Here is a 24,891-nt window from a genome sequence, read left to right on the forward strand (position 1 = left end):
CGGCGCCGCCGCCGTCTGCCCGGCGGCCGCTCGCGCGGGCGGGTTCGCGCGCGGCTGCGATGCGACCTCGGCTTTCGGTCCCGTAGCTGTCGCCGCCGCCCCGCGCTCCGGCGCCGCGACCGGCGCCCGATCACCGGAGCCGACCAGGTAACCCGCAAGAAACCCGACGAACAACCCGAGGAGGAGCGTGAGCGCCACGGGAAGAAGGACGGGACGCGGACGGGGCCGGGGGGGTGGGGCGGCGGGTTCGATAGGTTCGATAGGTTCGATAGGTTCGACGGGTTCGACCGATGCATCGAGGCGCCGCTCGGCTTCGTGCGGGAATCCCGTGTGCTGGACTCCCGGGATCACGTCCTCCGTGCCGCCGTCGAGATCCAGGTCGAAGAGCGAGGGCGCGGCTGATGACGGGCGCTCGGCTTCGCGCTCGATCTCCGCCTCGCGCAGCTGAATCTCCTCAACGCCGGTGTCCCGCTCCTCTCCGATGTCCGGTTCGTCATGAAGCTCAGGCTCTTCGGGCGCGACGGGCGCGACGCCCGTTTCGACGGCCGCGGGCACCGCCGCCACCACGCCTGTCGGGCCCTCGCCGCGCGAGGCTGCCTCGAACGCGGCGACAAACGCCAGCGCGGTCGGAAAGCGTGCGGCGGGATCGTCCGCCAGCGCGCGCGACAGCACCGCGGCGACCGCGGCAGCGTGAGGTCCACCGGTGGCGCCCAGACCGCCGATGTCCGCACCCACAGGGCGTCTGGCCGTGATCAGCTCGAAGGCAATCGCGCCGAGCGAGTACACGTCGGCGCGGACGTCCCACCCTCCCGCCTCGACGCGTTCGGGCGCCGTGTACGGGCGGCGCACCGGCGCGCGCGCCCCGATCTTCTCGAGCGCCTGGACGACGCCAAATCCGGTCGCCCGCGCCTCGTCTGGTGTGACGAACACGTCGCGGGGATGGAGCGCGCCGTGGCCGATGCCCGCCGTGCGCGCGAAATCAATCGCACCAGCTATCTGTGTCATGAACGGCAGGACGGTCTCGAGACTGGCCGGGGCATAGTGGCGCAGGGCGACATCGAGCGACTCGGCGGCCACGTACTCCGAGGCCGCGTAGGCGACCGTGCCCTCGATCCCCGCGCCGAGCGTCATGACAATGGAAGGATGGTCCAGGGAAGCATCGGCGACGCGCTGCAGCTCGTCGGCGAGCGCCCGCGCCTGCTCCGGCGTCAGATCGAGCCGGAATGCCTTGACCGCGACGAGCCGGTCCCGCGCCGGCTCATACGTCCGGAACACCGGGCCGAGAACGCCTGTGCCAATCTGATGCAGAACGCGAAATGGTCCGAACGAGCCTGGCGGCGAGAAGGCAGACGGATCGCTCTGAGTCAGCGGCGGAACTCCTCCGGGCGGTTCTCGGATGCTAACACGGAACCGTGCGTCCGCGGAACGGCGTCTAACAGTCGTGGCAGTTGACAGCCTTCCGAACCGTCTGCAACAGTACGGCCCGGTGCAGCCTCCGAGCGACATCACCACGACCGGACGAGTGGACGTCGACGTGCGGCGGATGCCGTGGATCCGCGCGCTCGCCGCGGAATACGCCGACGGCTTTGCCGGCGTCGCCGATTTCTACGCCGGCAATCCGTGGACGGCGGACGGATGGCGGGACGCGATCAGCCGCGTGCAGGCGCACCAGCGCGACCGCGAGGAGATCGCCCGCGTGCTCGAAGCGCAGGCCGCCAGCCGCGGAGCGCCCCCCGCGGCCCTCGACGCCATCGCGACGCTGCGCGACCCACGCGCGGTCGCCATCGTCACCGGCCAGCAGGCGGGGCTGTTCGGCGGACCGCTCTACACGCTGCTGAAAGCGATCACCGCGCTGCAGCTCGCCGAGCGCGCGCGCACCGCCTACGGCGTGCCCGCGGTGGCCGTCTTCTGGGTGGATTCCGAGGACCACGACTGGGAAGAAGTCCGCTCCTGTCCCGTGCTCGACGGCGACCTCGCGCTCCGCACCGCGGTGCTTGGAGCGCCCGAGGGAGCCGGCGAGCTCCCCGTCGCGCGGATCACGCTCGATGGCGACGTCGATCGCGCGATTGCCGACCTCGAGTCCGCGCTCCAGCCCACGGAATTCACCACCGACGTGATCGCGGCGCTCCGCGATTGTTATCGCCCCGGCGTTCGCATGGCCGACGCGTTCGCCCGCTGGATGGACCGGCTGCTCGGCGCGCGCGGGCTGATCGTGTACGAGTCGGCCGATCCGGCCGCCAAGCCGCTCGTCGCCCCGTTGTTCGCACAAGAGCTGGAGCAGGCCGGACGCACCGCGTCGCTCGCCCTCGCCGCCGGCGAGGCGATGCGCGCCAGGGGCCACGACCCGCAGGTGGTTCCGCAACCCGACGCCATCGCGCTGTTTCGCCTCGACGGCGGCCGGACGCCGATCCGCGCGCGCGGCGATGTCTTTCTCATCGGCGACGACGACGCGGGACGGCCGGGCGTGGCGCGCGGGGCGCTCGTCGAGGAGGCGCGGCAACACCCCGAGCGCTTCAGCCCGAACGTGCTGCTCCGGCCGCTGGCGCAGGACACGCTTTTCCCCACCGTTGCGTACGTCTCCGGTCCAAGCGAGCTGGCGTACCTGGGACAGCTGAAGGACGTCTACCGTCACTTCGCCGTGCCGATGCCGCTCATGTACCCGCGCGCCAGCGTCACCTTGCTCGACTCCGCCTCGACGCGCTTTCTCGCGCGGTACGATTTCCCGCTCGTGAAACTCCGGCCGCAGGACGAGGCGGCGTTGAACCACCTCCTCGAATCGCAGCTGCCGGCCTCCGTCGAACAGTCGCTCGCCGCCGCAGACGCCGCCGTGCGCGAACGGATGGCCACGGTCATCGACGCGGTCGCCCAGATCGACCCGACGCTCGGCGGCGCGGCGCGGACGACCCTTGGGCGGATGGAGCACGACCTGCGGACGCTGCACAACAAGATCATTCACGCGGCGAAGAAGCGCGATGAAACGCTGCGCCGGCAATTCTCGCGCGCGCAGGCACTCGCCTTCCCCGGCGGCCACCCGCAGGAACGAACGCTCGGCATCCCGTTTTTCCTGAATCGATACGGCTGGGCGCTGATCGCGCGCCTGGAGGCGGAGCTGCCGCTGGAGACGGGGAAGCACTACATACTGACGCTGTAGGTTCGACGGGTTCGAATTTCCTACAATGCCTCCGCCCGCTCCTTCAGCTCTTCCTCGGCCCGTCTGAGCCTTTCCACCCGCTCGTCCAGCCACGCGCGGTCGCGCTCCAGCCGCCCGGCTGAAGCGTGAAGGGCCTCGGTCGTCTTCGCCGGCGCGGGTCCCCCGGGCGTCGTGCGAACCGCCACGAAATGCTCCACGCTGAGGATCTCGGCGAGCCGCGACTCGGCGTACTCGAGCGGCGCGCCGAGGACGTCGGCCGACGCCCGGCGGAGCGCCTCGACCGGCGCAACCGTCGCGCGCAGCCGGACGAAGGCGGTGGCGATCGCGTGGGCGCTGCGGAACGGCAGCCCGTGCTCGCGCGCGAGCGTGTCGGCCAGCTCCGTGACCGTGATCGACCCCTCGGTCGCACGGCGGCCCATCCGCTCCACGTCGAACTCGGCCCCCTTCATCGCCGCGGCGATGAGCGTGACCGCGCGCGTCGCGTCCTTGAACGCCGCGAACACCAGCGGCTGCAGATCGTCCTCGGTGTCCACGATGTCGCCGAACGGCGTGTTGTGGACCGCGCTGAACACCGCCAGGGCCTGACCGAGCGCCTTGCTGCCGAGCGCCCGCGCGTGCTCGAACGCCACCGGGTTGCGCTTCTGCGGCATGATGCTGCTGCACTGCACGAAACCGTCCGGCAGCCGCAGGTATCCGAACTCCGCCGTGCACCACAGCAACATGTCCTGCACGAACCGGCCGAGCCCCACCAGCAGCGTGGCGGCCGCCGACAGGCCCTCCAGCAGGTAATCAACCGTCGCGATGCTGCCGTACGTGTTCCCCGTCGGCGCGTCGAAGCCCAGCAGCCGCGACGTTGTCTCGCGATCGATCGGGAAGCCGGTACCGGTGATCGCGCACGCGCCGAGCGGGCAGCGATTGGTGGACACGAACGCCGCCGCCAGGCGCTCGCCGTCACGCTCCAGCTGTTCGATGACGCCGAGCAGGTAGTGCGCGACCGTGGTCGGCTGGGCGGGTTGCGTGTGCGTGTGCGCCGCGAAAATCGTGTGGCGATGGGCCCGCGCGATGTCGAGAAGCGCGCCGCGCGCCTGCTGCGCCGCGCGCGCCAGCGCCAGGATGCATTCGCGCTGCCGCATCCGGTACATCGTCATGTCGATGTCGTTGCGGCTGCGCGCGACATGAAGCCGTCCGGCGGCGTCCTCTCCTGCATCCGCCGCCAGCTGACGCTGGATGTAGAAGAAGAGATCCTCGCATGAGCCGTCGTACTCGACCCGGCGGAGATCGTCGAGGGAGAGACGATCGAGCGCGGCGCGGACGCGGTGCGCCAGCTCGGGGGCGATGAGCCCCTGCTCGGCGAGCATGACCAGGTGGGCGTAATCGACCGCCACCATCGGCTCGAGGAGCAGGGTTTTGGCGTCCTCGAAGTTCTCGTTGAGGACGTATTTGACGTATTCCGGGGCGAACATAAAGAAAAAGTGTGACAAAAGGGGGGACAGTCACACTTTCCCCGCGATTCACGGAAAGTGTGACTGTCCCCTTCAGAACAGTATCTTAAACCCGAGCTGGAACTGCCGCTGCTCGTAGCCGCCGCTCGGCCGCAGCTCGTCACCGCTTGCCGGCAGCGGCGAGAGCGGACTGCCGAGCGTGTCGGTCGGAACGACCGAGCTGACCCCCGACCACTGCACCGTGTTGAAGATGTTCTTCACCTCGGCAATGACCTCGGCGCGCGCCGTTCCCCGGAGGGGGACGCCGCGCGTGTAGCGGAAGTCCACGTTCTTGCGCGCCGGCAGGCTCAGCGAGTTGCGCGCCACGCCGTTCGGGCGGTCGCTGCCGATCGCGTCGTTGTTCAGCTCGCGATTGCTGCGCAGGTTCACGGGGATCCCGTTCGCGAACAACAGGGCGATGCCGAACTGGTTGTTGTTCAGGATCGCTCCCGCCACGCCATCCACCTGGAACTCCGGCCGCGCGACGATGCTGCCGACGAAGGAGTGGCGCTGGTCGAGGATGTTCGGGCCCTTGTCGCGCTCGAGATTCGACGGGTCCGACCGGCCGACGTCTCCCTGCACGGAGAGCGTGCCCGGAATCGGCGCCGTGTCCTCGCTCTTGCCGAGCGTGTACGACAGGTCCCACTGGATGCCGCGGTGGAACCGCCGCCCGAACTGCAGGGTCATGTTCCGGTACGTCGACTCCCCGATCGCCTGCGTGGCGAAGAGCGCGTTGTAGCGCGGATCGACGCGCGTCCCGGCGCCGACCGCCGTGCTGTAAATCGGCCGGCCGTCCGGCAACGAACCGATCGGGTTCGTCACGTTGATGTTCGACACGACGGGCAGGTCGTATCCCTTGCTGTAGGAGAAGCCGATGGCGGCCGAGTAGTACTGGCCCAGCGCGCGCTCCAACTGCAGGTTGGATTGCCACATCCGGGCAATCCGGAAGTCGTCATCGACCGTCCACGCCGTCGTGGAGGCCTGGACGGTGCCGCTGGTCAGCACGTTCGGAAACGCCGGCGATCCCACCGACGCGGCCTGGAGCGTCACGCCGCCGCGCGCCGCGGTGCCGTTGTTGATCAGCGCCTGCTCGTAGATCGCGTTGAGCGGCTGGTCGTACATCAGCCCGGTGTTGCCGCGGAGTACTGTGCGCTGGTCGGAGTCGAGCGTCCACACGAACCCGGCGCGCGGCTGCCAGTTGTTCTTGTCCGCCTCGAAGTTCCGCGAGCTGTCGATCGGCGCGTTCGCCACGCCGTCCGGCGTGGCGTAGACGTCGTACCGCAGGCCGTACAGCAGCTTGAATGCGGGAGTCAGGCGCCAGTCGTCCTGGACGAAGAACGCGTACATCCGCGTGTCGTACTCGAAACTAGGCTCGCCGAAGAACTGCGTGAAGGTCGTGTAGCTCCTCGGGTTCGCGCCGGCGGCCGCGGCGAGGTACGCGTCGATGGTCGGGAACGTGTACAGCTGGAACTGCGTCTGCGTCCGCGTGTCGTGCACGAACTGCGCGCTGAACCCGAACTTGTACGAGTGGTCCCCGCGCAGCACCGTCACGTTGTCGAGCACCTGGAAGATGCGCTCGGTGAAGCCGAAGCCGGCGTCGGCGCCGCCGGCAACCGGGCCGCCGAAGTTGGCCACGCCGGAGATCGCGATCGCCGGCCCGCTGCCCGCCTGATCACCAGGCACGCGCGACTGGTCGCGCGTGGCGTACTGCACGCGCGCTTCGTTCAGCACGGCCTGGCCGATCGTCGACACGAGTTGCGCCGCCGTCGAGTGCTGCCGGTCCTTGAAGTTCGTGCCGCGCTGCACCGAGTTCAGGCCGCCGCCGATGTTGTTGGTGATGAAGTTGTCGAAAAAGATGTAGCGAACCGTCAGGCGGTTGGCCTGCGAGAGCTGGTGGTCGGCCTTGCCGATGGCGAATTTGGTGTCTCCCGCGGCCGGCATGAAGCCCGGCTCGTTGAGGCCGAGCCGCGCGGCGTTCTCGGGGCGGATCGTAATCACGCGGCCGCCGGAGAAGTCCCGTTTCGCGCGCTCGAAGCCGCCGAAGTAGAACGTCCGGTCCTTCGCCAGCGGGCCGCCGCTGCCGGCGGTGAACACGTTGACGTCGGTCGGCGGCTTGACCCTGGTCGTCGCAAAGAAGGGCAGCGCGGCGAAGTCCTTGCGCTGCATCCGGTAGCTGGCCTGCCCCTTGAACGCGTTGGTGCCCGACGGCGTGATCGCGTTGTACACGAGCCCCATCGTCTGGCCGAACTCGGGCGCGTAGCCGGTGGTGACCACCTTGACCTCGCGGATCATCACTTCGGACATCGGCATCTGGCGCAGCCCGGCGCGGTCCTTCTCCGTGTTGTCGTTGCCGTCGATCTGGTAGTTCACCCGGAGGAGCGCGCCGTTCGCGGTCAGGCGCGGCACGCCGAACTCCTGGGTCTCGAACCCCGTGACGCCCGGCTGCAGGAGCGCGAAATTGTAGGGGTTGCGCGAGGTGAGCGGGAGCTCCTTGATTTCACGCTCGTTGAGCGTGCGCCCCTGGTCGATCTTGCCGAGGTCCACCACGGGCGTGTCCGCGACGACCGACACGACCTCGGTCATCTCGCCCACGCTCAGCGACAGGTTGACCACGGCCGTCTGGCCGGCGGCGAGCGAGATCCCCGTCTGCTCGAATCTCTTGAAACCGGACAGCTCAGCCGCGACCTTGTACGTGCCGAGCGGCAGCAGCGGAGCGCGGTACACGCCGCTCTCGTTGGTGACGACCGAACGCGACGCGCCCGTGTCCGTATTGGTAATCGTGACGGTCACGCCCGGCAGCACGCCGCCGGACGCGTCGACGATGGTGCCTTCGATCGTGCCGTTGATCGCCTGCGACTGGGCGAGCGCCGGCGCCGCCATTGCGAGCAGCACGGCAAACATTCCGAGACCTCTGCGGACCATTGTGTCTCCCCTCGTGTGAGCGAAGTATACAATGTGGGACATCCGCGTACATGTCAGCGACCACGCGTTCTTCTGACGCTTCCGGGCGCTCGCGCGTTCCCGGAAGGTTTCGGTTTCGGCTGGCCGCCGGCCGGCCGCGGCTGTACTTGCTGGCCGGCGCGCTCGTTCCGCTGCTCCTCGTCGGGCTCGCGCTCGTCTATTACTACCTGTCCTTCTCGCGCATGATTGACGGGCGGCTGCAGGGGGAACGCGAGGCGACGGTGCCGCGTGTCTACGCGCGCCCCTTCCAGGCCACGGTCGGCGACGCGATCCCGCTGCGCCAGATGGTGGACCGGCTGAACGACCTGGGTTACGCGAACCGCCCGCGCGTGGCGGCGGCCGGCGAGTTCGCGATCGGCCGCGAGGCCATCGCGCTGATTCCGCGCTCCGGCCCGCACGAAGGGCGCACGCTGCGCATCGTGTTCTCGGGGACGGACGCGGGGGGCATCCGTGAGATCGTCACGGTGCCCCCCTCCGAGCGCGTGCAGCGCCTGACCCTCGAGTCTCCGCTCATCACCGCGCTGGGCGCGTCGCGTGAGAAGCGGCGTCACGTGCCGCTCTCCCGGATCCCGACGCACATGGTCCAGGCGGTCCTCGCCATCGAGGACCACCGCTTCTACGACCATCCCGGCGTGGATCTGATCGGCGTTGCCGGCGCGATGTTCACGAACATCTTCGGCGACAAGCCCTACCTGGCCGGCGGCAGCACGATCACGCAGCAGCTCGTGAAGAACATGTTCCTCACGCCGGAGAAATCGCCCATCCGCAAGCTGAAGGACCAGTACATGGCGCTGATCATGGAAACGCGCCTGAGCAAGAACCAGATCCTCGAGATGTACCTGAACGACGTGTACCTCGGGCAGCGCGGTTCGTTCGCCATTCACGGCGTGGGCGAGGCGGCGCGTCTTTTTTACGGGAAGGACGTCAGCAACGTCACGCTGACGGAGGCGGCGACCATCGCGGGCGTGATCCAGACGGCGCGGCACTCGCCGTTCAAGAGCATGGAGCGGGCGCGCGAGCGCCGGAACGTGGTGCTCGGCGCGATGGCCGAGGCGAACTTCATCACCAAGGAGGCCGCCGCCCGCGCCGTGCGGGAGCCGGTCGTCATCGCGCCGCGCGCGCTCGACACCGAGGCGCCGTACTTCATCGACTTCATCGGGCAGGAGCTGCAGGAACGCTACGCCGATCTGACCGCGTCGGCGAAACGGCTCGACGTGTACACCACGCTCGACCTGAGCCTGCAGCGCATCGCGCAGGACGCCGTGCGCGCCGGGCTCGCGCAGGTGGATCAACTCCTCGCGCGCCGCAAGCGCGGCCCGGCCCAGGCCGCGCTCGTCGCCGTCGATCCCCGCAGCGGCGAGATCCTCGCGATGGTGGGCGGCCGCTCGTACAACCAGTCGCAGTACAACCGCGCCGTCAGCGCGCGCCGGCAGCCGGGATCGGTCTTCAAGCCGTTCGTGTACCTCGCAGCCTTCGAGCGTGCGGCCGAAGAAGGACGCACCGACCTGACGCCCGCCTCGGTCGTGGCCGACGAGCCGACCGAGTTCACCCACGACGAGCAGGTGTATCAGCCGAGGAACTACGACGGCGAGTACGACGGCGCGATCACGTTCCGCCGCGCGCTGGCGCTGTCGCGCAACATCGCGGCCGTGAAGGTGGCCGAGGCGGCCGGCTTCGACCGGGTGGCGGCGCTCTGGCGGCGCATCGGCCAGGGATCCCCCGCGCGCCCGTATCCGTCCATCGCGCTCGGGGTGTTCGAGGCGAGCCCGGTCGAGATCGCCACCGCCTTCACGCTCTTCCCGAACGGCGGGGCGGTGCGCCCCCTCCATGCGATCGCGCGGCTCGACCAGGAAGGGCGCTCGCTGGCGCCGCCGATTCCCGGCATGAAGCGCGCGGCGCGCGAGGACACCACGTTCCTGGTGCTCAACATGATGCGCAGCGTGCTCAACGAGGGCACGGGCGCCGGCGCGCGCGCGGCAGGCTTCGCGGCCGACGCCGCGGGCAAGTCCGGCACGACCAACGACCTCCGCGACGCGTGGTTTGTCGGGTTCACGCCGGAACTGCTCACGGTCGTCTGGGTCGGGCTCGACGATAACCAGCCGGTCGGGCTGAGCGGGACGCAGGCGGCGCTCCCCATCTGGACCGCGTTCATGAAGCGCGCCGTGGGAGGACGCCGCAGCGGCGTCTTCGACGCGCCCGACGGCATTGTCTACGTGGACATCGATCGCGACACGGGCAGGCTGGCCGCGCCCGGCTGCCCGCGGATTTTCCGCGAAGCGTTTCTCGCCGGCGAGGAACCCACGGAGACCTGCGTCCTGCACACGTTCTATAATTGACAGGTACGACCGTAAAAGCGGGGCCTGACCCCTTTTTCCCGTGAGTTCCACATTGAAAAGCCTGGTCTTCTCTACTGCTGTCCTGAGTCTTGTTGTGTTCGCCGGCTGCAAGGGGGCCGACGCGAAAAAAGCCGCCACGCCGGCATCGGCCACCCAGGGCGCGGTGCAGCCCGCGGCCACACCTGCCCCGCCGCCGCCGCCCAAGCCGGTGCCGCAGCAGATTCCCGGCGTGGTCGCGCGCGTCAACGGCGAGGCGATCGGCCGCGCCGAATTCGAGCGTGCCGTGAAGATGCTCGAGGCCCGCGCCGGAGGGCCGGTGCCCGCCGAACGGCGCGACGAGATTCTGCGCGGCGTGCTCGACAACCTGGTGACCTACCACGTACTGTCCCAGGAAGCGACGCGGCGCAGCATGGGCGCGACCGACCAGGAGGTCCAGGCGCGCATGGCCGAGGTGCGGCAGCAGTTCCCGAATGAGCAGGCGTTCGCGGCAGCGCTCACGGAGCGCGGCATCGACGCGAAGCTGTTCGAGCAGAACACGCGGGCGGACCTGACGGTCGGCAAGCTGATGCAGGCCGAGGCATCCACGGCCACGCTGGTCGGCGAAACGGACGCGAAGGAGTTCTACGACAGGAACCCGGACCAGTTCAAACAGCCGGAGCAGGTCCGCGCGAGCCACATCTTCAAGCGCGTGGCGCCCGGCGCCGACGCCCCGGCGAAGCAGAAGGCGCGCGCCGCGCTCGAGCCGGTGCTGAGGCAGGTCAAGGGGAGCGGCGACTTCGCCGAGCTCGCCCGCAAGCACTCCGAGGACGGCTCCGCCCAGGCGGGGGGCGACCTGAACTTCTTCGGCCGCGGCCAGATGGTGCCCGAGTTCGAGAAGACCGCCTTCGCGATGAAGCCGGGCGAGACCAGCGAGATCGTCGAATCGCAGTTCGGGTATCACATCATCAAGGTGACCGAGCGGCGCGCCGAGCGCACGGTCCCCTTCGCGGAAGTGAAGGAACAGATCGCCGGCTTCCTGAAGCAGCAGCGCCAGCAGGAAAAGACCAACGCGCTGGTGGAGCAGCTCAAGGCGAAGGCGAAAATCGAGATATTGATGTGAACGAAGAGGTCTTCGCGGCGGCAAACGAGGCGCTGGCGCGCGGTGAAACCGTGGCGCTCGTGACCATCGTCCGCGCGCAGGGCTCGACGCCGCAGCGCGTCGGCGCGAAGATGCTCGTCTACGCCGACGGCCGTACCGTCGGGACGATCGGCGGCGGCTGCTACGAGCACGACGCCTTCTGGAAGGCGCGCGACGCGATTGCCAGCGGCACGCCGTCGCTCCTCCGTTACGAGCTGAACGACGACTTCGCCCAGGAGAACGGGCTGGTGTGCGGCGGCCAGATGGAGGTCTACATCGAGCCGCTCACCGCCGCCCCGCGCCTGTACATCATCGGCGCCGGCCACGTCGGCTGGCACCTCGGCCGCCTGGCGCAGGAGATCGGTTTCCGTATCCACGTCGTCGACGATCGGGAGAAGTTCGCCAACGCGGAGCGCTTCCCCGGCGCCGAGATCGCCGTCGACGACATCCCGGCCTGGCTCGCGACGGCGGAACTTCCCGCCGATGCGTTCGTCACGATCGTCACGCGCGGGCATCAGCACGATCTGTCCGCGTTGCGGGCGCTGGCGAACCGGCCGCTGCAGTACCTCGGCATGATCGGGAGCCGCGCGAAGGTGACGCGCGTCTACGACGCGCTCGTGCAGGAAGGGATCCCGGCAGACGTCCTCCGGCGCGTCCACGCGCCCATCGGGCTGGATCTGGGGGCCGTCACGCCCGCCGAGATCGCCGTCAGCATCATCGCGGAGATGGTGGCCGTGCGCCACGGCCGGGACCGCGAGGCGGCGAGCAAGCCCCTGCGCTACCCGCCCAGGCAAAAGGGGGACAGTCACACGTCCCCCCCGGTCGCCGGGAAAGTGTGACTGTCCCCCTTTCGCTCCTGATCGCCAACGCGCTCATCGTCACGATGAACGATCGCCTCGACGTGCTCGAGGGAAGCGTGCTCATCCGCGACGGGCGCATCGCGGCGGTCGGGCCCGGCGCGGCGCGCGAGCAGGCGGACGCCACGCTCGACGCCGGCGGCCGCTACCTGCTTCCCGGATTCGTCCAGACGCACGTCCACCTGTGCCAGACGCTGTTCCGGGGCTACGCCGACGACATGCCGCTCCTCGACTGGCTGCGGCGCCGCGTCTGGCCGATGGAAGCGGCGCACAACGAGGCCAGCCTGCGCGCCGCCACGCGGCTCGCCGCGGCGGAGCTGTTGCGCACCGGCACGACCTCGGTGCTCACGATGGAGACGGTCCACGATACCGACGTGGTGTTTGACGCGCTCGAGAAGACCGGCCTGCGCGCCACGGTCGGCAAGTGCATGATGGATGCGGACGCCGACGTGCCAGCCCGGCTGCGCGAGCGCACCCGCGAATCGATTCGCGAGAGCGAAGCGCTGCGCCGCCGGTGGCACGGCGCCGCCCACGGGCGCCTGCGCGCCGCCTTCGCGCCCCGCTTCGCCGTGTCGTGCACGCGCGATCTGCTCGAGTCGGTCGGCGAGCTGTCGAAGGAGACCGGCGCGATCGTCCACACCCACGCGTCCGAGTCGCGCGACGAGGTCACGGTCGTGCGCGGGCTCTCGGGCATGGACAACATCGAGTACCTGGCGGCCACGGGACTGGCCACCGAGCGGCTCTGCGCCGCGCACTGCATCTGGGTGGACGACCGCGCGCAGCAGATCCTCCAGGAGCGCCGCGTGAGCGTGCTGCACTGCCCGGGCTCGAATCTCAAGCTCGGATCCGGCATCGCGCCGGTCCCGGAGATGCGGGCGCGCGGGATCAGCGTGTCGCTCGGCGCGGACGGCGCGGCCTGCAACAACCGGCTCGACATGTTCGACGAGATGCGGCTCGCCGCCACCCTCCAGGCGATGCGCCGCGCACCCGGGGCGCTTCCCGCCCGCGACGTGCTCTGGATGGCCACCCGCGAGGGGGCGCACGCCCTCGGCCTCGAGCAGGAGATCGGCTCGGTGGAAACCGGCAAGCGCGCGGACCTCATCCTCGTCGACCGCGATCAGCCGCACCTGCTTCCCGGCATCGATCCCTATTCCACCCTCGTCTATTCCGCCCGCGGCACCGACGTCTGGGCCACCTTCGTGGAGGGGCACGAGCTGGTCCGCGAGGGGCACCTCGTCAGGGAGGATGCGGCGGAGGTCAGCGCGGAGGCGCGGGCCCAGGCGGCGCAACTGCTGGCGCGCGCGGCTGTTGTATAATTCCTCTTAGCAGTCGACAACTCAGAGTGCTAATGGAGCTTCACGACCGCGACCGCCGCGTGCTCGAAACGCTCGTCCGGTGTTATATCGACACGGGCGAGGCGGTTTCCTCGCTGTGGCTCGCCACCCGCGGCCGCTCCGGCGTCTCGTCGGCCACCGTGCGGAACATCCTCTCGCGACTCGAGGAGGCCGGGTACGTGCGCCAGCCGCACACCTCGGCCGGGCGCGTCCCGACCGACCGCGGCTACCGCGTGCACGTCGATCAGTTGCTCAGCACGCGCAGGCCGGCGAAGACCGTGCCGGACGTGGAGGAGCGGATCAAGCGTGCCGGCACGCTGGACGAGGCGATGTCGGAAGTCTCGAACGAGCTGTCCCGCGTGTCGCATCACATCGGCTTCGTGCTCGGCCCCGCTCCGGAAACCGCCACCCTGAAGCACATCGAGTTCGTGCCGCTCGAGGCGTCACGCGTGCTGGTCGTCGTCGTCACCGGAGGCGGACGGATCACGCACAAGGTGGTTGACCTGCACGAGACGTACACGGCGGTCGAGCTGCAGCAGTCCGCCAACTATCTCAACGCGGAATTCACCGGCCTGATGCTGGCAGAGGTGCGCGACGCGATCCTGGCGCGGATCCGGGAGGAGCGGAGCCTGTACGACGCGCTGATGGCGCGCGCGCTGCAGCTCGCGCAGTCCGGCCTCCAGGCGATCGTGCCGGAAAGCTCGCTGGTCGTGCAGGGCGCGTCGATGCTGGTCGACGAACTCGCGGCGGAAGCGTCGAAGGCGCGCGAGGAAGAGGCGCGCGCGCTCGGGACGCTGCGGACGCTGTTTCGCATGATCGAGGAGAAGCACCGCCTCATCCGGTTGCTGAGCGGATATCTCGACGTGCCCGGACTCACCATCGTCATCGGCACCGAGCATGGCACGCCCGAACTGGAACCGTTCAGCGTGGTGGCCTCGACCTACGACCAGGGAGGCCGCACCGGAGCGGTCGGCGTCATCGGGCCCACGCGCATGCGCTACGCGCGCGCCATCAGCCTCGTGGACGCGGTCGCGCGCGCGATTAGCGTGAAGAACGAAGATGCCTGAAGATCTCGCACCCCAGACCGAACCGGGCGCCGCCGCGACGGCGCAACCCGAGGCGGCCGCCGCGCAGCTGCAGAAGGAGCGCGACGAGTTCTACGACCTGCTGCTGCGCACGCGCGCTGACTTCGACAATTACCGGAAGCGCGTCGAACGCGAGCGCCTCGAACAGGGAGAGAGCGCCGCCGCGGACCTGCTGCGCGACCTGCTGCCGGTCGTCGACGACCTGGAGCGCGCGCTCTCGGCTCCCGCCGACGCCGCCGGCGCTGAAAGCTACCGGCGGGGGGTGGAACTGATCCACCGCCAGGTCCTCGAACTGCTGCGGCAGCGCGGCGTCGCGCCGATCGAGGCGCTGGGAACGGATTTCGATCCCCATCGCCACCAGGCGGTCGCGCACGAGCCCGCTCCCGGACGCCGCGAGGGGGAGATCATCGAGGAGTACCGCCGCGGATACATGCTCGGCAGCCGGCTGCTCCGCCCGTCCATGGTGAAGGTCGCCGCCGGCGAATAGATCCGACATGTCCAAGCGTGATTACTACGAGGTCCTGGCCGTCCCGCGCACGGCCACGGACCAGGAGATCAAGAGCGCGTACCGGAAGCTCGCGCTCAAGTACCATCCCGATCGCAACGCGGGGGACAAGCGGGCTGAGGAGCGCTTCAAGGAAGCGGCCGAGGCGTATGCCGTCCTGGCCGACGCGCAGAAGCGCGCCGCGTACGACCGCTACGGGCACGCGGGCGTGGGCGCGGGCGCGGGGGCCGGCGGGTTCGACCCCACCATCTTCGCGGACTTCAACGACATCTTCGGCAATCTCGGCGACATCTTCGGCTTCGGCGAGATGTTCGGCGGCGCCCGCCGCCGCGGCGGCGCGCAGCGCGGATCGGACCTGCGCTACGACCTCGAGATCTCGTTCGAGGAATCCGCGCGCGGCAGCGAAACGACGATCCAGATTCCCCGCGAGGAAACCTGCGAGACCTGCCACGGCTCCGGCGCCGCGCCCGGCAGCGCCCCCGAGGTGTGCTCGCAGTGCAAAGGACGCGGGCAGCTCCGGTTTCAGCAGGGCTTCCTGACCATCGCGCGCCCGTGCCACGTCTGCCACGGCACCGGCCGCGTGATTGCCAGGCCGTGCACGACCTGCCGCGGCGCCGGCCGGGTGTCGAACGACCGCCGCATCACGGTGAAGATCCCGGCCGGGATCGCGACCGGCCAGCGCCTCCGGCTGTACGGTGAGGGAGAACACGGCACCGCGGGCGGGCCCCCGGGCGATCTCTACGTGGTCGTCCACGTGCAGGATCACCCGTTCTTCCATCGCGAAGAGGACGACCTGTACTGCGAAGCGCCCGTCAACTTCCCCACCCTCGCGCTCGGTGGAGAGATCGAAGTGCCGACGCTCGACCAGCCGCACCTGCTCACGATTCCGGCGGGCACGCAGACCGGCGCGCGCTTCAAGCTGCGCGGCAAAGGCATGCCGAACGTCTCCGGTCGCGGCAAAGGCGACTTGTACGTCCTCGTGCGCGCCGTCGTCCCGAACAAGCTCACCAAGGAACAGAAGAAGCTCGTCGAGCAGCTGGCGAACACGCTGGAACCCCAGAAGATCGACCCCACGGTCGCCCGCGAGGGTGACGAGAAGCCGTTCTTCGAGAAGGTGAAGGACATCTTCGGGTAAAGGGTTCAGGGTTCAGTGAAAACGCCGGCGTTGATCGTGCGCTTCTCACCGGAGCGAACTTCGGCCAATCGCGACCTCGCGTCGGCCGCCCTGCTCGAGTTCGACACCGCCGCCATTCACGAAGTCGGCGACGACGAGTGGCGCGTCTTCTTTCGGACCGCAGACGAGCGCGACCGCGCGATGACCGCGCTCGCGACGTTCGGAGACGCGCGGCCGATCGAGATCGACACGGAGGACTGGGCGCGAAGGACGCAGGAGACCCTGCGCGCGGTTGTGGTCGGCGATATTGTCGTGGCGCCTCCATGGGACGTGCCAGGCGAAGCCGCGCCGAAGCGCGTGGCGCGAAGGCAGGAGGCCAGAGGCCGGGTACCAGAGGCCAGGAAGACCCTCATTGTGATCGAGCCGTCGATGGGGTTCGGCACCGCGCACCATGCGACGACGAGGTTGTGCCTGCTGGCGCTGCAGGAGATCGATCTACGCGGGAGGCGTGTGCTCGACGTGGGCACCGGCTCCGGCGTGCTGGCGATCGCTGCCGCGAAACGCGGCGCCGCGCACGTCGTCGCGGTCGACAACGACCCTGATGCGCTTGCCGCCGCCCGCGATAACGTGTCCCGCAACGGCGTGGACGTGGATCTCCGCGCGGTCGATCTGCAAACCGAACGGCTTCCGGCGGCCGACGTCGTGCTGGCGAATCTCACCGGCGCGATGCTGCGGCGCACCGCCTCCGATCTTGCGGCCGTCGCGCGCGGCGGCACCCTGATTCTCAGCGGATTACTGACCGAGGAAGCCGGCGGCGTGCGCGCGGCGTTCGCGAGGTTCGCGGCGTCCATCGATCGCCGCGACCAGGATGGATGGTCGTCGCTCGTCTGCACGATTCCGTAACGTCCCTCGAGGCTCCTAGAAATCCTTCCACGCGGCGCGAAGCATGCTGATCGCCACGAGCGCCGCCGCATCGGCGCGCAGCGTCAGCGCGCCAAGCGTCATGGCGGCGGCCCCGCGCGCCGCCAGCTCCGACAGCTCCGTCGCCGACCATCCCCCTTCAGGTCCCACGACCAGGACCGCGCTCTCGACGCCCACCGCGTCTGCAGGCGAGAGCCCGCGCATCCCGGCCGCCGGTTCGGCCAGCACCGCGATCAATTGGTTCTCGCGCGGCGCCACCGCGCCGATCGCCTCGTGGAGTGACACCGGCGCAGCCACCGGTGGCAGCCACGCCCGGCGGCATTGCTTCACCGAGGCGAGCGCCACGCGCTGCCAGCGGTCGCGCGCGCGCGCGGCGGACGCCGCGCTGGCGTGCGGGATCGTATGCGCCGTGATCACGGGGACGATGGCGGAGGCGCCGAGCATGGACGCGTCGCGCACCACCGCGTCCATGTGGTCCCCTTTGAGCACCGCCTGGAGGAGCGTCACCGCCACGCGCGGCTCGCGCGCGGGCGTCAGCCGCCCGATTCGCTCGACGCGGACCTCCGATTTCGTGGCGCGAGCGATCCGTGCGCGCCACTCGCCCCCGCGGCCGTCGAACACGGCGATCTCGTCCCCGGCCCCGAGACGCATCACGCGGGTCGCGTGGCGGGCTTCGCCGTCGGGCAGCGCGAGCACAGGTTCGGCGCCCGCGGCGCCCGGCGCAAAAAAGCGTGGCAGCACGCGTTCATGGTAGGACGACTCGGGTATACTGCACAGTACTTCATACGAATGCTCTTTCGCGGTCAGACCCTCGGCAAGTACCGCATCGTTTCCCCGATAGGCAGCGGCGGGTTCGGCACCGTTTACCTCGCCGAAGACACCTGGATTGACAAGAAGGTCGCGGTCAAGGTCCCGCATCGCCAGAACCTGGATTTCGGCGAGCTGCTGAAGGAGCCGCGGCTGCTCGCGAGCCTGAATCACCCGAACATCGTGTCCATCACGACGGCGGAAAAGCAGGACAACGTCTTCTTCATCGTGATGGAGTACGTGCCGGGCGAGACGCTCGAGACCATCCTCGGGCGCGCCGGCGCGATGGAGCTGCCGCTCGCGCTCGACTACGCGTGCCAGGTCTGCAACGCGCTGGATCATGCGCACCGCCAGGGCGTGATCCACCGCGACCTGCGCCCCGCCAACGTGCTCGTGTCCGACGCGGGCATCGTCAAGGTGGCGGACTTCGGCACCTCCCGCTTTCTTGAAATTGCCGCGCACGGCACGACGGTGATCGGCAGCCCGCCCTACATGGCCCCCGAACAGTTCCAGGGCAAGGCGGTGTTCGCCTCCGACATCTACTCCTTCGGGGTGACGCTCTATCAGATGTTGACCGGCGTGCTGCCGTACGACACGCCCGCGCCTGCGGACATCGCGCGGCTGATGTCGGGCGAGCTGGTGTCGTCGCCGCGGCTGAAGAATCCCTCGATCCCGAAATCGGTGAGCGACATCGTGCTGCGCACGCTCGCGCCCGACGTGACCGCGCGCTACCAGCGCGCCGGCGAGGTGCTGGAGGATCTGCTCGCGACGCGGCCCGGCGCGGCGCGGCGGGCGGCGGGCGCCGGCGCGCGCGGCGACGCGGCACCGCGCGGATTCAGCGAGGACGCGCAGAGCATCCACGCGCGCGTCCGGGCGCGCGAGGCGGCGCAGGGCCGGTTTTGCTGGAACTGCCGGAAACCGCTGCACGCGCGCACCGATCGGTGTCCCTTTTGCGGGGAGTCCCAGTAAGGTAAACTCGAAACGTCTGCGCCTGGAGCGCGCGAAGGAGCCCTGATGGCGTTTTCCGGCACCGGCAAGATCTGGATGAATGGCGAGCTGGTCGACTGGGCCGACGCGACCATCCATGTCGCGTCGCACGTCATCCACTACGGCAGCGGCGTGTTCGAAGGCGCACGGTGTTACGACACGCCCAAGGGCTCCGCGTGCTTCCGGCTGGATGCCCATCTCAAGCGCCTCTACAACTCGGCCAAGATCTACCGCATGGAGTACCCGCTGGAGCTGTCGAAATTCCAGGACGCGGTGCTCGAGACCATCCGCGCGAACCAGATGAGGGCGTGCTACATCCGGCCGATCGTCTACCGCGGCTACAATTCGCTCGGCGTCAACCCGCTGCCCTGCCCGGTGGACGCCGCGATCATCCTCTGGGAATGGGGGACCTACCTCGGGAACGAAGCGCTCGAGAAAGGCGTGGACGTGCGCGTCAGCTCCTGGTCGCGGACTGCGCCCAATACGTTCCCTTCGCTCGCGAAGTCGGCCGCCAACTACGCGAACTCCGGCCTGATCCGGATGGAGGCGCTCAGCGAGGGCTACGTCGAGGCGATCGCGCTCGACACGTTCGGCTACCTGAGCGAGGGATCCGGCGAGAACCTCTTCCTGGTGCGCGACAACGTCGTCTACACGCCGCCGGTGACCGCCTCGATCCTCCCGGGCATCACGCGCGATTCGGTGATCACCATCGCCAAGGAGCTCGGGTTCAAGGTGCGCGAGGAGATGCTGCCCCGGGAGATGGTCTACATCGCCGACGAGGCGTTCTTCGCGGGCACGGCGGTGGAGATCACGCCCATCCGCTCGGTGGACAAGATCGCGGTGGGCAGCGGGCGCCGCGGGCCTGTGACGGAGGCCATCCAGCGCACGTTCTTCGACATCGTCAATGGCGATGTGCCGGACACGCACGGCTGGCTCACCTTCGTCGACCCGGATCGGGCTGGCGGCCGCGAGCCCGTGGGCGGGCGCGCCGCAACGAAGGGACGCTGATGGTCCTCTCCGACCTGCTCGTCGCCGCGGTGACCGCGGGCGCCTCGGACCTTCACATGAAGGTCGGCAGCTACCCGATGATGCGCGTCGGCGGGACGCTCGTGCCCATCACCACGGCGGCGCGGATCGAGACCGCCGACACGGCCGCCATGGCGGCGTCGATGCTCTCGCCGGATCAGCGGGAGAAGTTCGACAGGACGCGCGAGGTGGACCTCGCGCACAGCCAGGCCGGGCTCGGCCGGTTCCGCGTCAACATCTTCCAGCAGCGCGGCAGCATCGGCATCGTCATGCGCGTGATCCCCACGCGCGTGCCGGCGATCGACGACCTGAACCTGCCGCAGGTCCTCAAGCGCATCGCCGACGAGGAACGCGGGCTCGTGCTCGTGACCGGCACGCCGGGCAGCGGCAAGAGCACGACGCTCGCCGCGATGATCGAGCACATCAACGCGACGACCGCCTGCCACATCATGACGGTCGAGGACCCGATCGAGTACCTCCACCGCGACAACCTGTCGATGATCAACCAGCGCGAGGTGCTCGTCGACACGCCGTCGTTCGCGCACGCGCTGCGATCGGCGCTGCGGCAGGACCCGGACGTGATCCTCGTCGGCGAGATGCGGGACTTCGAGACGATCGAGACGGCGCTGGCGGCGGCCGAGACCGGCCACCTGGTGTTCTCGACGCTGCACACGCTGGACGCGACCGAGACGATCAACCGGATCATCGCCGTGTTCCCGCCGCACCAGCAGCGGCAGGTCCGGCTCCAGCTCGCCAGCGTCCTCCGGGCCGCGATCTCGCAGCGGCTCATCCCCCGCGCCGACGGACGGGGACGCGTGCCGGCCGTCGAAGTGCTCGTCGGCACGCCGTTCATCCGCGACTGCATCATCGACAAGGACAAGACGAACCTGATCCCCGGCGCGATCGCGTCGGGCACGTCCCAGTACGGGATGCAGACGTTCGACCAGTCGATCTTCACGCTCTACGAACACGGCCTCGTGACCCTCGAGGAAGCGATGCGGTGGGCGTCCAACGTCGACGAGTTCAAGCTGCGCGTCCAGGGCATTTCGAGCACCACCGAGATGGCACGCCAGGAGATGGAGCACGCCGCCAGGCGCGCCGGAGGCGCCCCGGACATCATCCGCTTCGGGGGATAGTCCGCCCGTTGGACGCGTACACGACAGCCCTTCGTCTCCTGTCCCGCCGCGAGCTCACCACCGCGGAACTTCGAACGCGACTGCTCGACCGCGGCTGCTCCGAGCCGGACGTCGACACCGTCATTGGCCGCCTGCTCGCCGACCGCACGCTGGACGATCGCCGTGCGGCAGTGGCCATCGCCCGCACCCACGCGCTCGTCAAGGCGCGCGGCCGCCTGCGCATCGAGCGCGAGCTGCAGGCGCGCGGCGTGGACCCGGACACCGCGCGCGCCGCGCTCGACGAGGTCTTTGCCGAGCTGTCCGAGCCCGAGCTCCTCGAGCGCGCGCTGCGAAAACGCGTGCGCTCCGGCCGCATCCGCGACCAGGCGCAGTTCCGCCGGCTGTACGCGTACCTGGTGCGGCTTGGGTATCCCACCGACAAGGTCGTCGGCCTGCTGAAGAAGCACATAAAGGCGGACGTGGACTAGGCACGAGTCATCAGGCACAAGGCACGAGAAGACTTTCCCGCAGCCTCGTGCCTCGTGCCTCGTGCCTCGTGCCTGTACAATACTCAGATGCTCTCCCGCGACATCCGCACCGGCTTCCTGAAGTATTTCGAGCGCCACGGGCATCGCCCCGTGGCCTCCTCGTCGCTCGTGCCGGCCGACGATCCGTCCCTGCTGTTCACCAACGCCGGCATGAACCAGTTCAAGGACGTGTTCCTCGGCAAGGAGCGGCGCGGCTACTCGCGCGCGACGACCTCCCAGAAGTGCATGCGGGTGAGCGGCAAGCACAACGACCTGGATAACGTCGGCCCGTCGCTGCGGCATCACACGTTCTTCGAGATGCTCGGCAACTTCTCGTTCGGCGACTACTTCAAGGAGCAGGCGATCCCATTCGCATGGGAGCTGCTGACCGAGGTCTGGAAGCTGCCGCCCGACCGGCTCTACCCGACGATCTTCCGGGGCGAGGCGAAGGTCCCCCGCGATGTCGAGGCGTTCGACATCTGGAAGACGTTCGTGCCGGCGGACCGGATCGAGGAGCTCGGCGCCTCGGAGAATTTCTGGCAGATGGGCGAGACCGGGCCGTGCGGGCGCTGCTCGGAGATTCACTACTTCCGGGGCGCGCACATCCCCTGCCCCCACGCCACGTGCGCCGGCGTCAACTGCGACTGCGATCGGTTCGTCGAGGTCTGGAACAACGTGTTCATGGAGTTCGACCGGCAGGCGGACGGCACGCTCAACCCGCTGCCCGCGCCGTCGATCGATACCGGCATGGGCCTCGAGCGCATCGCCGCCGTCATCCAGGGGAGGCTGTCGAACTACGACACGGACCTGTTCACGCCGATCCTCGCGGACATCGGCGAGCGCACGGGACACCGGTATCGCGCGACGGCCGACGACCCGGCGGACGTCTCGATGCGCGTGGTTGCCGATCATATCCGCGCGATGACCTTCCTCATCGCCGACGGCGTGGTCCCGTCGAACGAGTGGCGCGGCTACGTGCTGCGCAAGATCATGCGCCGCGCGATGCGCCACGGGCACAAGCTGGGGCGCCGCGACCCGTTCCTCTTCACGCTCGTGGACACGCTCGTGCGCGAGATGGGGGATCAGTACCCGGAGCTGCGCAGCAGCCGCGACGCAATCGTGCAGGTCATCCACAGCGAAGAGGACCGCTTCGACGCCGTGCTCGCCGCCGGCCTTCCTCGGCTCGAGGAGGCGCTCGACCGAGCGGCGGCGGGGCGGCGCGTGCTGCCCGGCGAGGACATCTTCCGCCTGTACGACTCGCTCGGCATGCCGCTCGACTTCATCGAGGACCTCGCCGGCCAGCGCGGCATCGCGATCGATCGCGAAGGATACGAGCGCGCGATGGAAGGACAGCGCGAGAAGGCGCGCGCCGGCAGCACCTTCGAGGCGAAGAAGACGGCGGCGTTCACCTTCGCGAGCGATGCGGCGCGTCACGCCCTCGCCGCCGCCGGCGACGCGTTCGAGGGCTACACCGCGACGCGGGTCACCGGCGTGCCCGTGCTCGCGATCTTCGACCACGAGCGCCGGCAGGCGACCGCCCTCCGGGAAGGGGAGCACGGGTGGATCGTGCTGCAGAAGACGCCGTTCTACATGGAAGCAGGCGGACAGGTGTCGGACTCCGGCCGAATCTTTTCAGAGGCGGGCACGGCACAGGCGTCCGTCGAGGGCATGGCCCGCCTCATCCCGAACGGCCCTCGCGCGCATCACGTGCGTGTGACCGGCGGCGGGTTCGAGGAGCGGGACCTCGTGACCGCCGAGGTCGTCGACCAGGTGCGCGACGCCACCCGGCGCAACCATACCGCCACCCACCTGCTCCACGCCGCGCTCCGGCAGGTGCTGGGAGGCCACGTGAAACAGGCCGGATCGCTCGTCGCGCCAGACCGGCTGCGCTTCGACTTCGTGCACTTCGCGGCGATCCCGCGCGCGCAGCTCGACGAGATCGAGCGGATCGTCAACGCGCAGATCTATCGCAACACGCCCGTGCAGACCGAGGTGCGCTCGACGGAAGAGGCCGTCGCGGCCGGCGCGATGGCGCTCTTCGGCGAAAAGTACGGCGACAAGGTCCGCGTGGTCACGGTCCCCGGCTTCAGCATGGAGCTGTGCGGCGGTACGCATTGCCGGGCCACGGGGGACATCGGGTTCTTTTCCATCACGTCGGAAGAGGGCGTGGCTTCGGGCGTGCGCCGGATCGAGGCGGTCACGGGCGCCGGCGCGCTGGCACACGTGCAGCAGCAGCGCGCCGCGCTCGAGCAGATGCTCTCGGCGCTTTCCACGACCGCCGGCCAGGCGCCGGATGCCGTCCGCCGCCTGCAGGCGGACGTGAAGCGCCTGTCGCGCGAGAACGAGCAGCTCAGGCTGAAAGTCGCCATGGGGGGCGGGGTGGCGGCGGGCGGCGCGCAGGACGACCCGGTGGAGGTCGGCGGCGTGAAAATGGTGGCCCGCAGCGTTCCGGGCCTGGAGAAGAGCGCGCTGCGCGGGCTGAGCGATTCGCTGCGGGACCGCCTCAAGAGCGGCGTGGTGGTGCTCGTCTCCGAGCACGACGGACGCGTCTCGCTCATCGTCTCGGTGACCAAGGACCTTGCCGGCCGCGTCCACGCAGGCACCATCGTCAAGCGGGTGGCGCCGATCGTCGGCGGCGGCGGCGGCGGCCGGCCGGACTTCGCGGAGGCCGGCGGGAAGGATGCCTCGCGCATCGACGAGCTGCTCTCGAAGAGCCGCGAGGTGGTCGCCGAGATGCTCGGCGCCTAGCGCATCGCCGACGCACCGGTAACGAATGAGGGACGGCTGGCCCTCTGGAGGAGATACAGGAGGGATCATGAGAACAAACGGTCTAATCGCCGTTCTGTGCTTCTTCCTGGCGGCCACGCTTGCCGCGCAGGCCGGTGTGGATCTGTCTGGGACATGGAAGCTTCAGAGGAGTATCAGCGAGCCGTCGACAGCGAGTGCGGATGTGGTTCTGGTGATCACGCAGACGGCAGAGCAGCTAGTTGTCGAAAGGCGGGTCGGCGATCAACGGCTCACGTCGACGATCTTCCTGGACGGCAGGCCGAGCACCAGCGAGGCCGCAGCCGGTTTGCTTCAAACGACCCGAGCCCGCTGGGAGGGTGCTTGCTTCGTCGTTGAAGGCTCGCGGACGTTGAGGGACGGGGGTACGGCAGCAGTAAAAGAGGTCTTCGAGCTCACCGCGAACCGAGAAGGCCTGACCATCGAAAGGACCATCCATACCGGCACAACTGAGTTCAAGAGCCGGGAGGTATTTGCGAGGACACCGCGATCTGAAATCTAGGCACCGCTCGGCTGTCAACGCCCCCCAGAGGTCCCGGATCCTCAGAAGGCTGCGATTGGCGAGCGTGTGAGTTTGTCCGTGCCGGGGTGACGTCGGCTGGGCATGTTCGAAGACTCGCCTGGAGCTCGTTGGCCATGTGAAGCACGAGGAGGCAGTGGTGTTACCGAAAGCGTTCGCCACGGCGATTCAAACGATGTTTCTCCTCTTTCTTTGTGGCACAGCGCGCGTCGCGCCTTCCCAGATCCCCGCAGGCGGCACAATCGAAGTCGAGACCGAGGACG

General features: G+C 69.2%; 19 protein-coding genes. 15 read left to right on the top strand and 4 right to left on the bottom strand.

Translation table 11 applies throughout. The annotated features are described in order from the left end of the window. Positions 1-1,275 (bottom strand): protein kinase (locus HYU53_01070; GenBank protein MBI2219779.1); only part of this gene is annotated, 1,275 nt, incomplete at its 3' end. A gap of 166 nt (positions 1,276-1,441) precedes the next feature. Here HYU53_01070 and bshC point away from each other — a divergent pair. Beyond that, positions 1,442-3,151, top strand: a complete 1,710-nt coding sequence (gene bshC / locus HYU53_01075; GenBank protein MBI2219780.1) for a bacillithiol biosynthesis cysteine-adding enzyme BshC — start codon at positions 1,442-1,444, stop codon at positions 3,149-3,151. Between the two features lie 20 nt (positions 3,152-3,171). Here bshC and argH read toward each other — a convergent pair whose 3' ends face one another. Together argH and HYU53_01085 are read right to left on the bottom strand one after the other, a co-directional pair. Continuing rightward, positions 3,172-4,614 (bottom strand): argininosuccinate lyase, encoded by a 1,443-nt coding sequence (gene argH / locus HYU53_01080; protein ID MBI2219781.1) that lies wholly within the window; start codon positions 4,612-4,614, stop codon positions 3,172-3,174. Positions 4,615-4,686: 72 nt separating this feature from the next. Continuing rightward, positions 4,687-7,533 carry a TonB-dependent receptor gene (locus HYU53_01085; GenBank protein MBI2219782.1) on the bottom strand — a complete coding sequence of 949 codons (2,847 nt, stop codon included), beginning with the start codon at positions 7,531-7,533 and terminating at the stop codon, positions 4,687-4,689. A gap of 71 nt (positions 7,534-7,604) precedes the next feature. On the opposite strand from HYU53_01085, the gene HYU53_01090 reads away from it, so the two are divergent. The 8 genes from HYU53_01090 (at position 7,605) to HYU53_01125 (ending at position 16,844) form a co-directional block, all read left to right on the top strand. Next, complete coding sequence (locus tag HYU53_01090; protein ID MBI2219783.1) at positions 7,605-9,929, top strand: PBP1A family penicillin-binding protein; 2,325 nt, start codon at positions 7,605-7,607, stop codon at positions 9,927-9,929. Between the two features lie 94 nt (positions 9,930-10,023). Then, entirely contained in the window at positions 10,024-11,028 is a 1,005-nt protein-coding gene (locus HYU53_01095; protein MBI2219784.1) for a peptidylprolyl isomerase, read from the top strand. Further along, positions 11,025-11,885, top strand: a complete 861-nt coding sequence (locus HYU53_01100) for an XdhC family protein (GenBank protein MBI2219785.1) — start codon at positions 11,025-11,027, stop codon at positions 11,883-11,885. The genes HYU53_01095 and HYU53_01100 overlap by 4 nt, the downstream gene beginning before the upstream one ends. A gap of 44 nt (positions 11,886-11,929) precedes the next feature. Beyond that, entirely contained in the window at positions 11,930-13,219 is a 1,290-nt protein-coding gene (locus tag HYU53_01105; GenBank protein MBI2219786.1) for a 5'-deoxyadenosine deaminase, read from the top strand. Between the two features lie 32 nt (positions 13,220-13,251). Next, positions 13,252-14,304 carry a heat-inducible transcription repressor HrcA gene (gene hrcA, locus HYU53_01110; GenBank protein ID MBI2219787.1) on the top strand — a complete coding sequence of 351 codons (1,053 nt, stop codon included), beginning with the start codon at positions 13,252-13,254 and terminating at the stop codon, positions 14,302-14,304. After that, on the top strand, positions 14,297-14,809 hold the full coding sequence (gene grpE, locus HYU53_01115) for a nucleotide exchange factor GrpE (protein ID MBI2219788.1): 513 nt from the start codon (positions 14,297-14,299) through the stop codon (positions 14,807-14,809). The genes hrcA and grpE overlap by 8 nt, the downstream gene beginning before the upstream one ends. 7 nt (positions 14,810-14,816) lie before the next feature. Beyond that, positions 14,817-15,962, top strand: coding sequence for a molecular chaperone DnaJ (dnaJ, locus tag HYU53_01120; GenBank protein MBI2219789.1), 1,146 nt, complete (start codon positions 14,817-14,819; stop codon positions 15,960-15,962). A 15-nt stretch (positions 15,963-15,977) separates the two neighbouring features. Next, positions 15,978-16,844, top strand: coding sequence for a 50S ribosomal protein L11 methyltransferase (locus HYU53_01125; GenBank protein MBI2219790.1), 867 nt, complete (start codon positions 15,978-15,980; stop codon positions 16,842-16,844). A gap of 15 nt (positions 16,845-16,859) precedes the next feature. Here the strand turns inward: HYU53_01125 and HYU53_01130 are convergent, their stop codons facing one another. Further along, positions 16,860-17,603: a 16S rRNA (uracil(1498)-N(3))-methyltransferase gene (locus HYU53_01130; GenBank protein MBI2219791.1), complete on the bottom strand. Its 744-nt coding sequence runs from the start codon at positions 17,601-17,603 to the stop codon at positions 16,860-16,862. Positions 17,604-17,651: 48 nt separating this feature from the next. Here HYU53_01130 and HYU53_01135 point away from each other — a divergent pair, with 48 nt between their 5' ends. The 6 genes from HYU53_01135 (at position 17,652) to HYU53_01160 (ending at position 24,610) form a co-directional block, all read left to right on the top strand. Further along, positions 17,652-18,638 (top strand): protein kinase, encoded by a 987-nt coding sequence (locus HYU53_01135; GenBank protein MBI2219792.1) that lies wholly within the window; start codon positions 17,652-17,654, stop codon positions 18,636-18,638. A gap of 45 nt (positions 18,639-18,683) precedes the next feature. Continuing rightward, positions 18,684-19,664, top strand: a complete 981-nt coding sequence (locus tag HYU53_01140) for a branched-chain amino acid transaminase (protein ID MBI2219793.1) — start codon at positions 18,684-18,686, stop codon at positions 19,662-19,664. After that, positions 19,664-20,818 carry a type IV pilus twitching motility protein PilT gene (locus HYU53_01145; GenBank protein MBI2219794.1) on the top strand — a complete coding sequence of 385 codons (1,155 nt, stop codon included), beginning with the start codon at positions 19,664-19,666 and terminating at the stop codon, positions 20,816-20,818. The genes HYU53_01140 and HYU53_01145 overlap by 1 nt, the downstream gene beginning before the upstream one ends. An 8-nt stretch (positions 20,819-20,826) precedes the next feature. After that, the gene (locus tag HYU53_01150) at positions 20,827-21,285 is read left to right on the top strand and encodes a regulatory protein RecX (protein MBI2219795.1); all 459 of its coding nucleotides are present in this window, start codon (positions 20,827-20,829) and stop codon (positions 21,283-21,285) included. 87 nt (positions 21,286-21,372) lie between these two features. Beyond that, positions 21,373-24,072 (top strand): alanine--tRNA ligase, encoded by a 2,700-nt coding sequence (alaS, locus tag HYU53_01155; protein MBI2219796.1) that lies wholly within the window; start codon positions 21,373-21,375, stop codon positions 24,070-24,072. Between the two features lie 67 nt (positions 24,073-24,139). After that, positions 24,140-24,610 (top strand): hypothetical protein, encoded by a 471-nt coding sequence (locus HYU53_01160; GenBank protein MBI2219797.1) that lies wholly within the window; start codon positions 24,140-24,142, stop codon positions 24,608-24,610. Positions 24,611-24,891: the final 281 nt, after the last annotated feature.

This window comes from Acidobacteriota bacterium (assembly GCA_016184105.1).
In the GTDB taxonomy this organism is placed as follows: Bacteria; Acidobacteriota; Vicinamibacteria; order Vicinamibacterales; family 2-12-FULL-66-21; genus JACPDI01.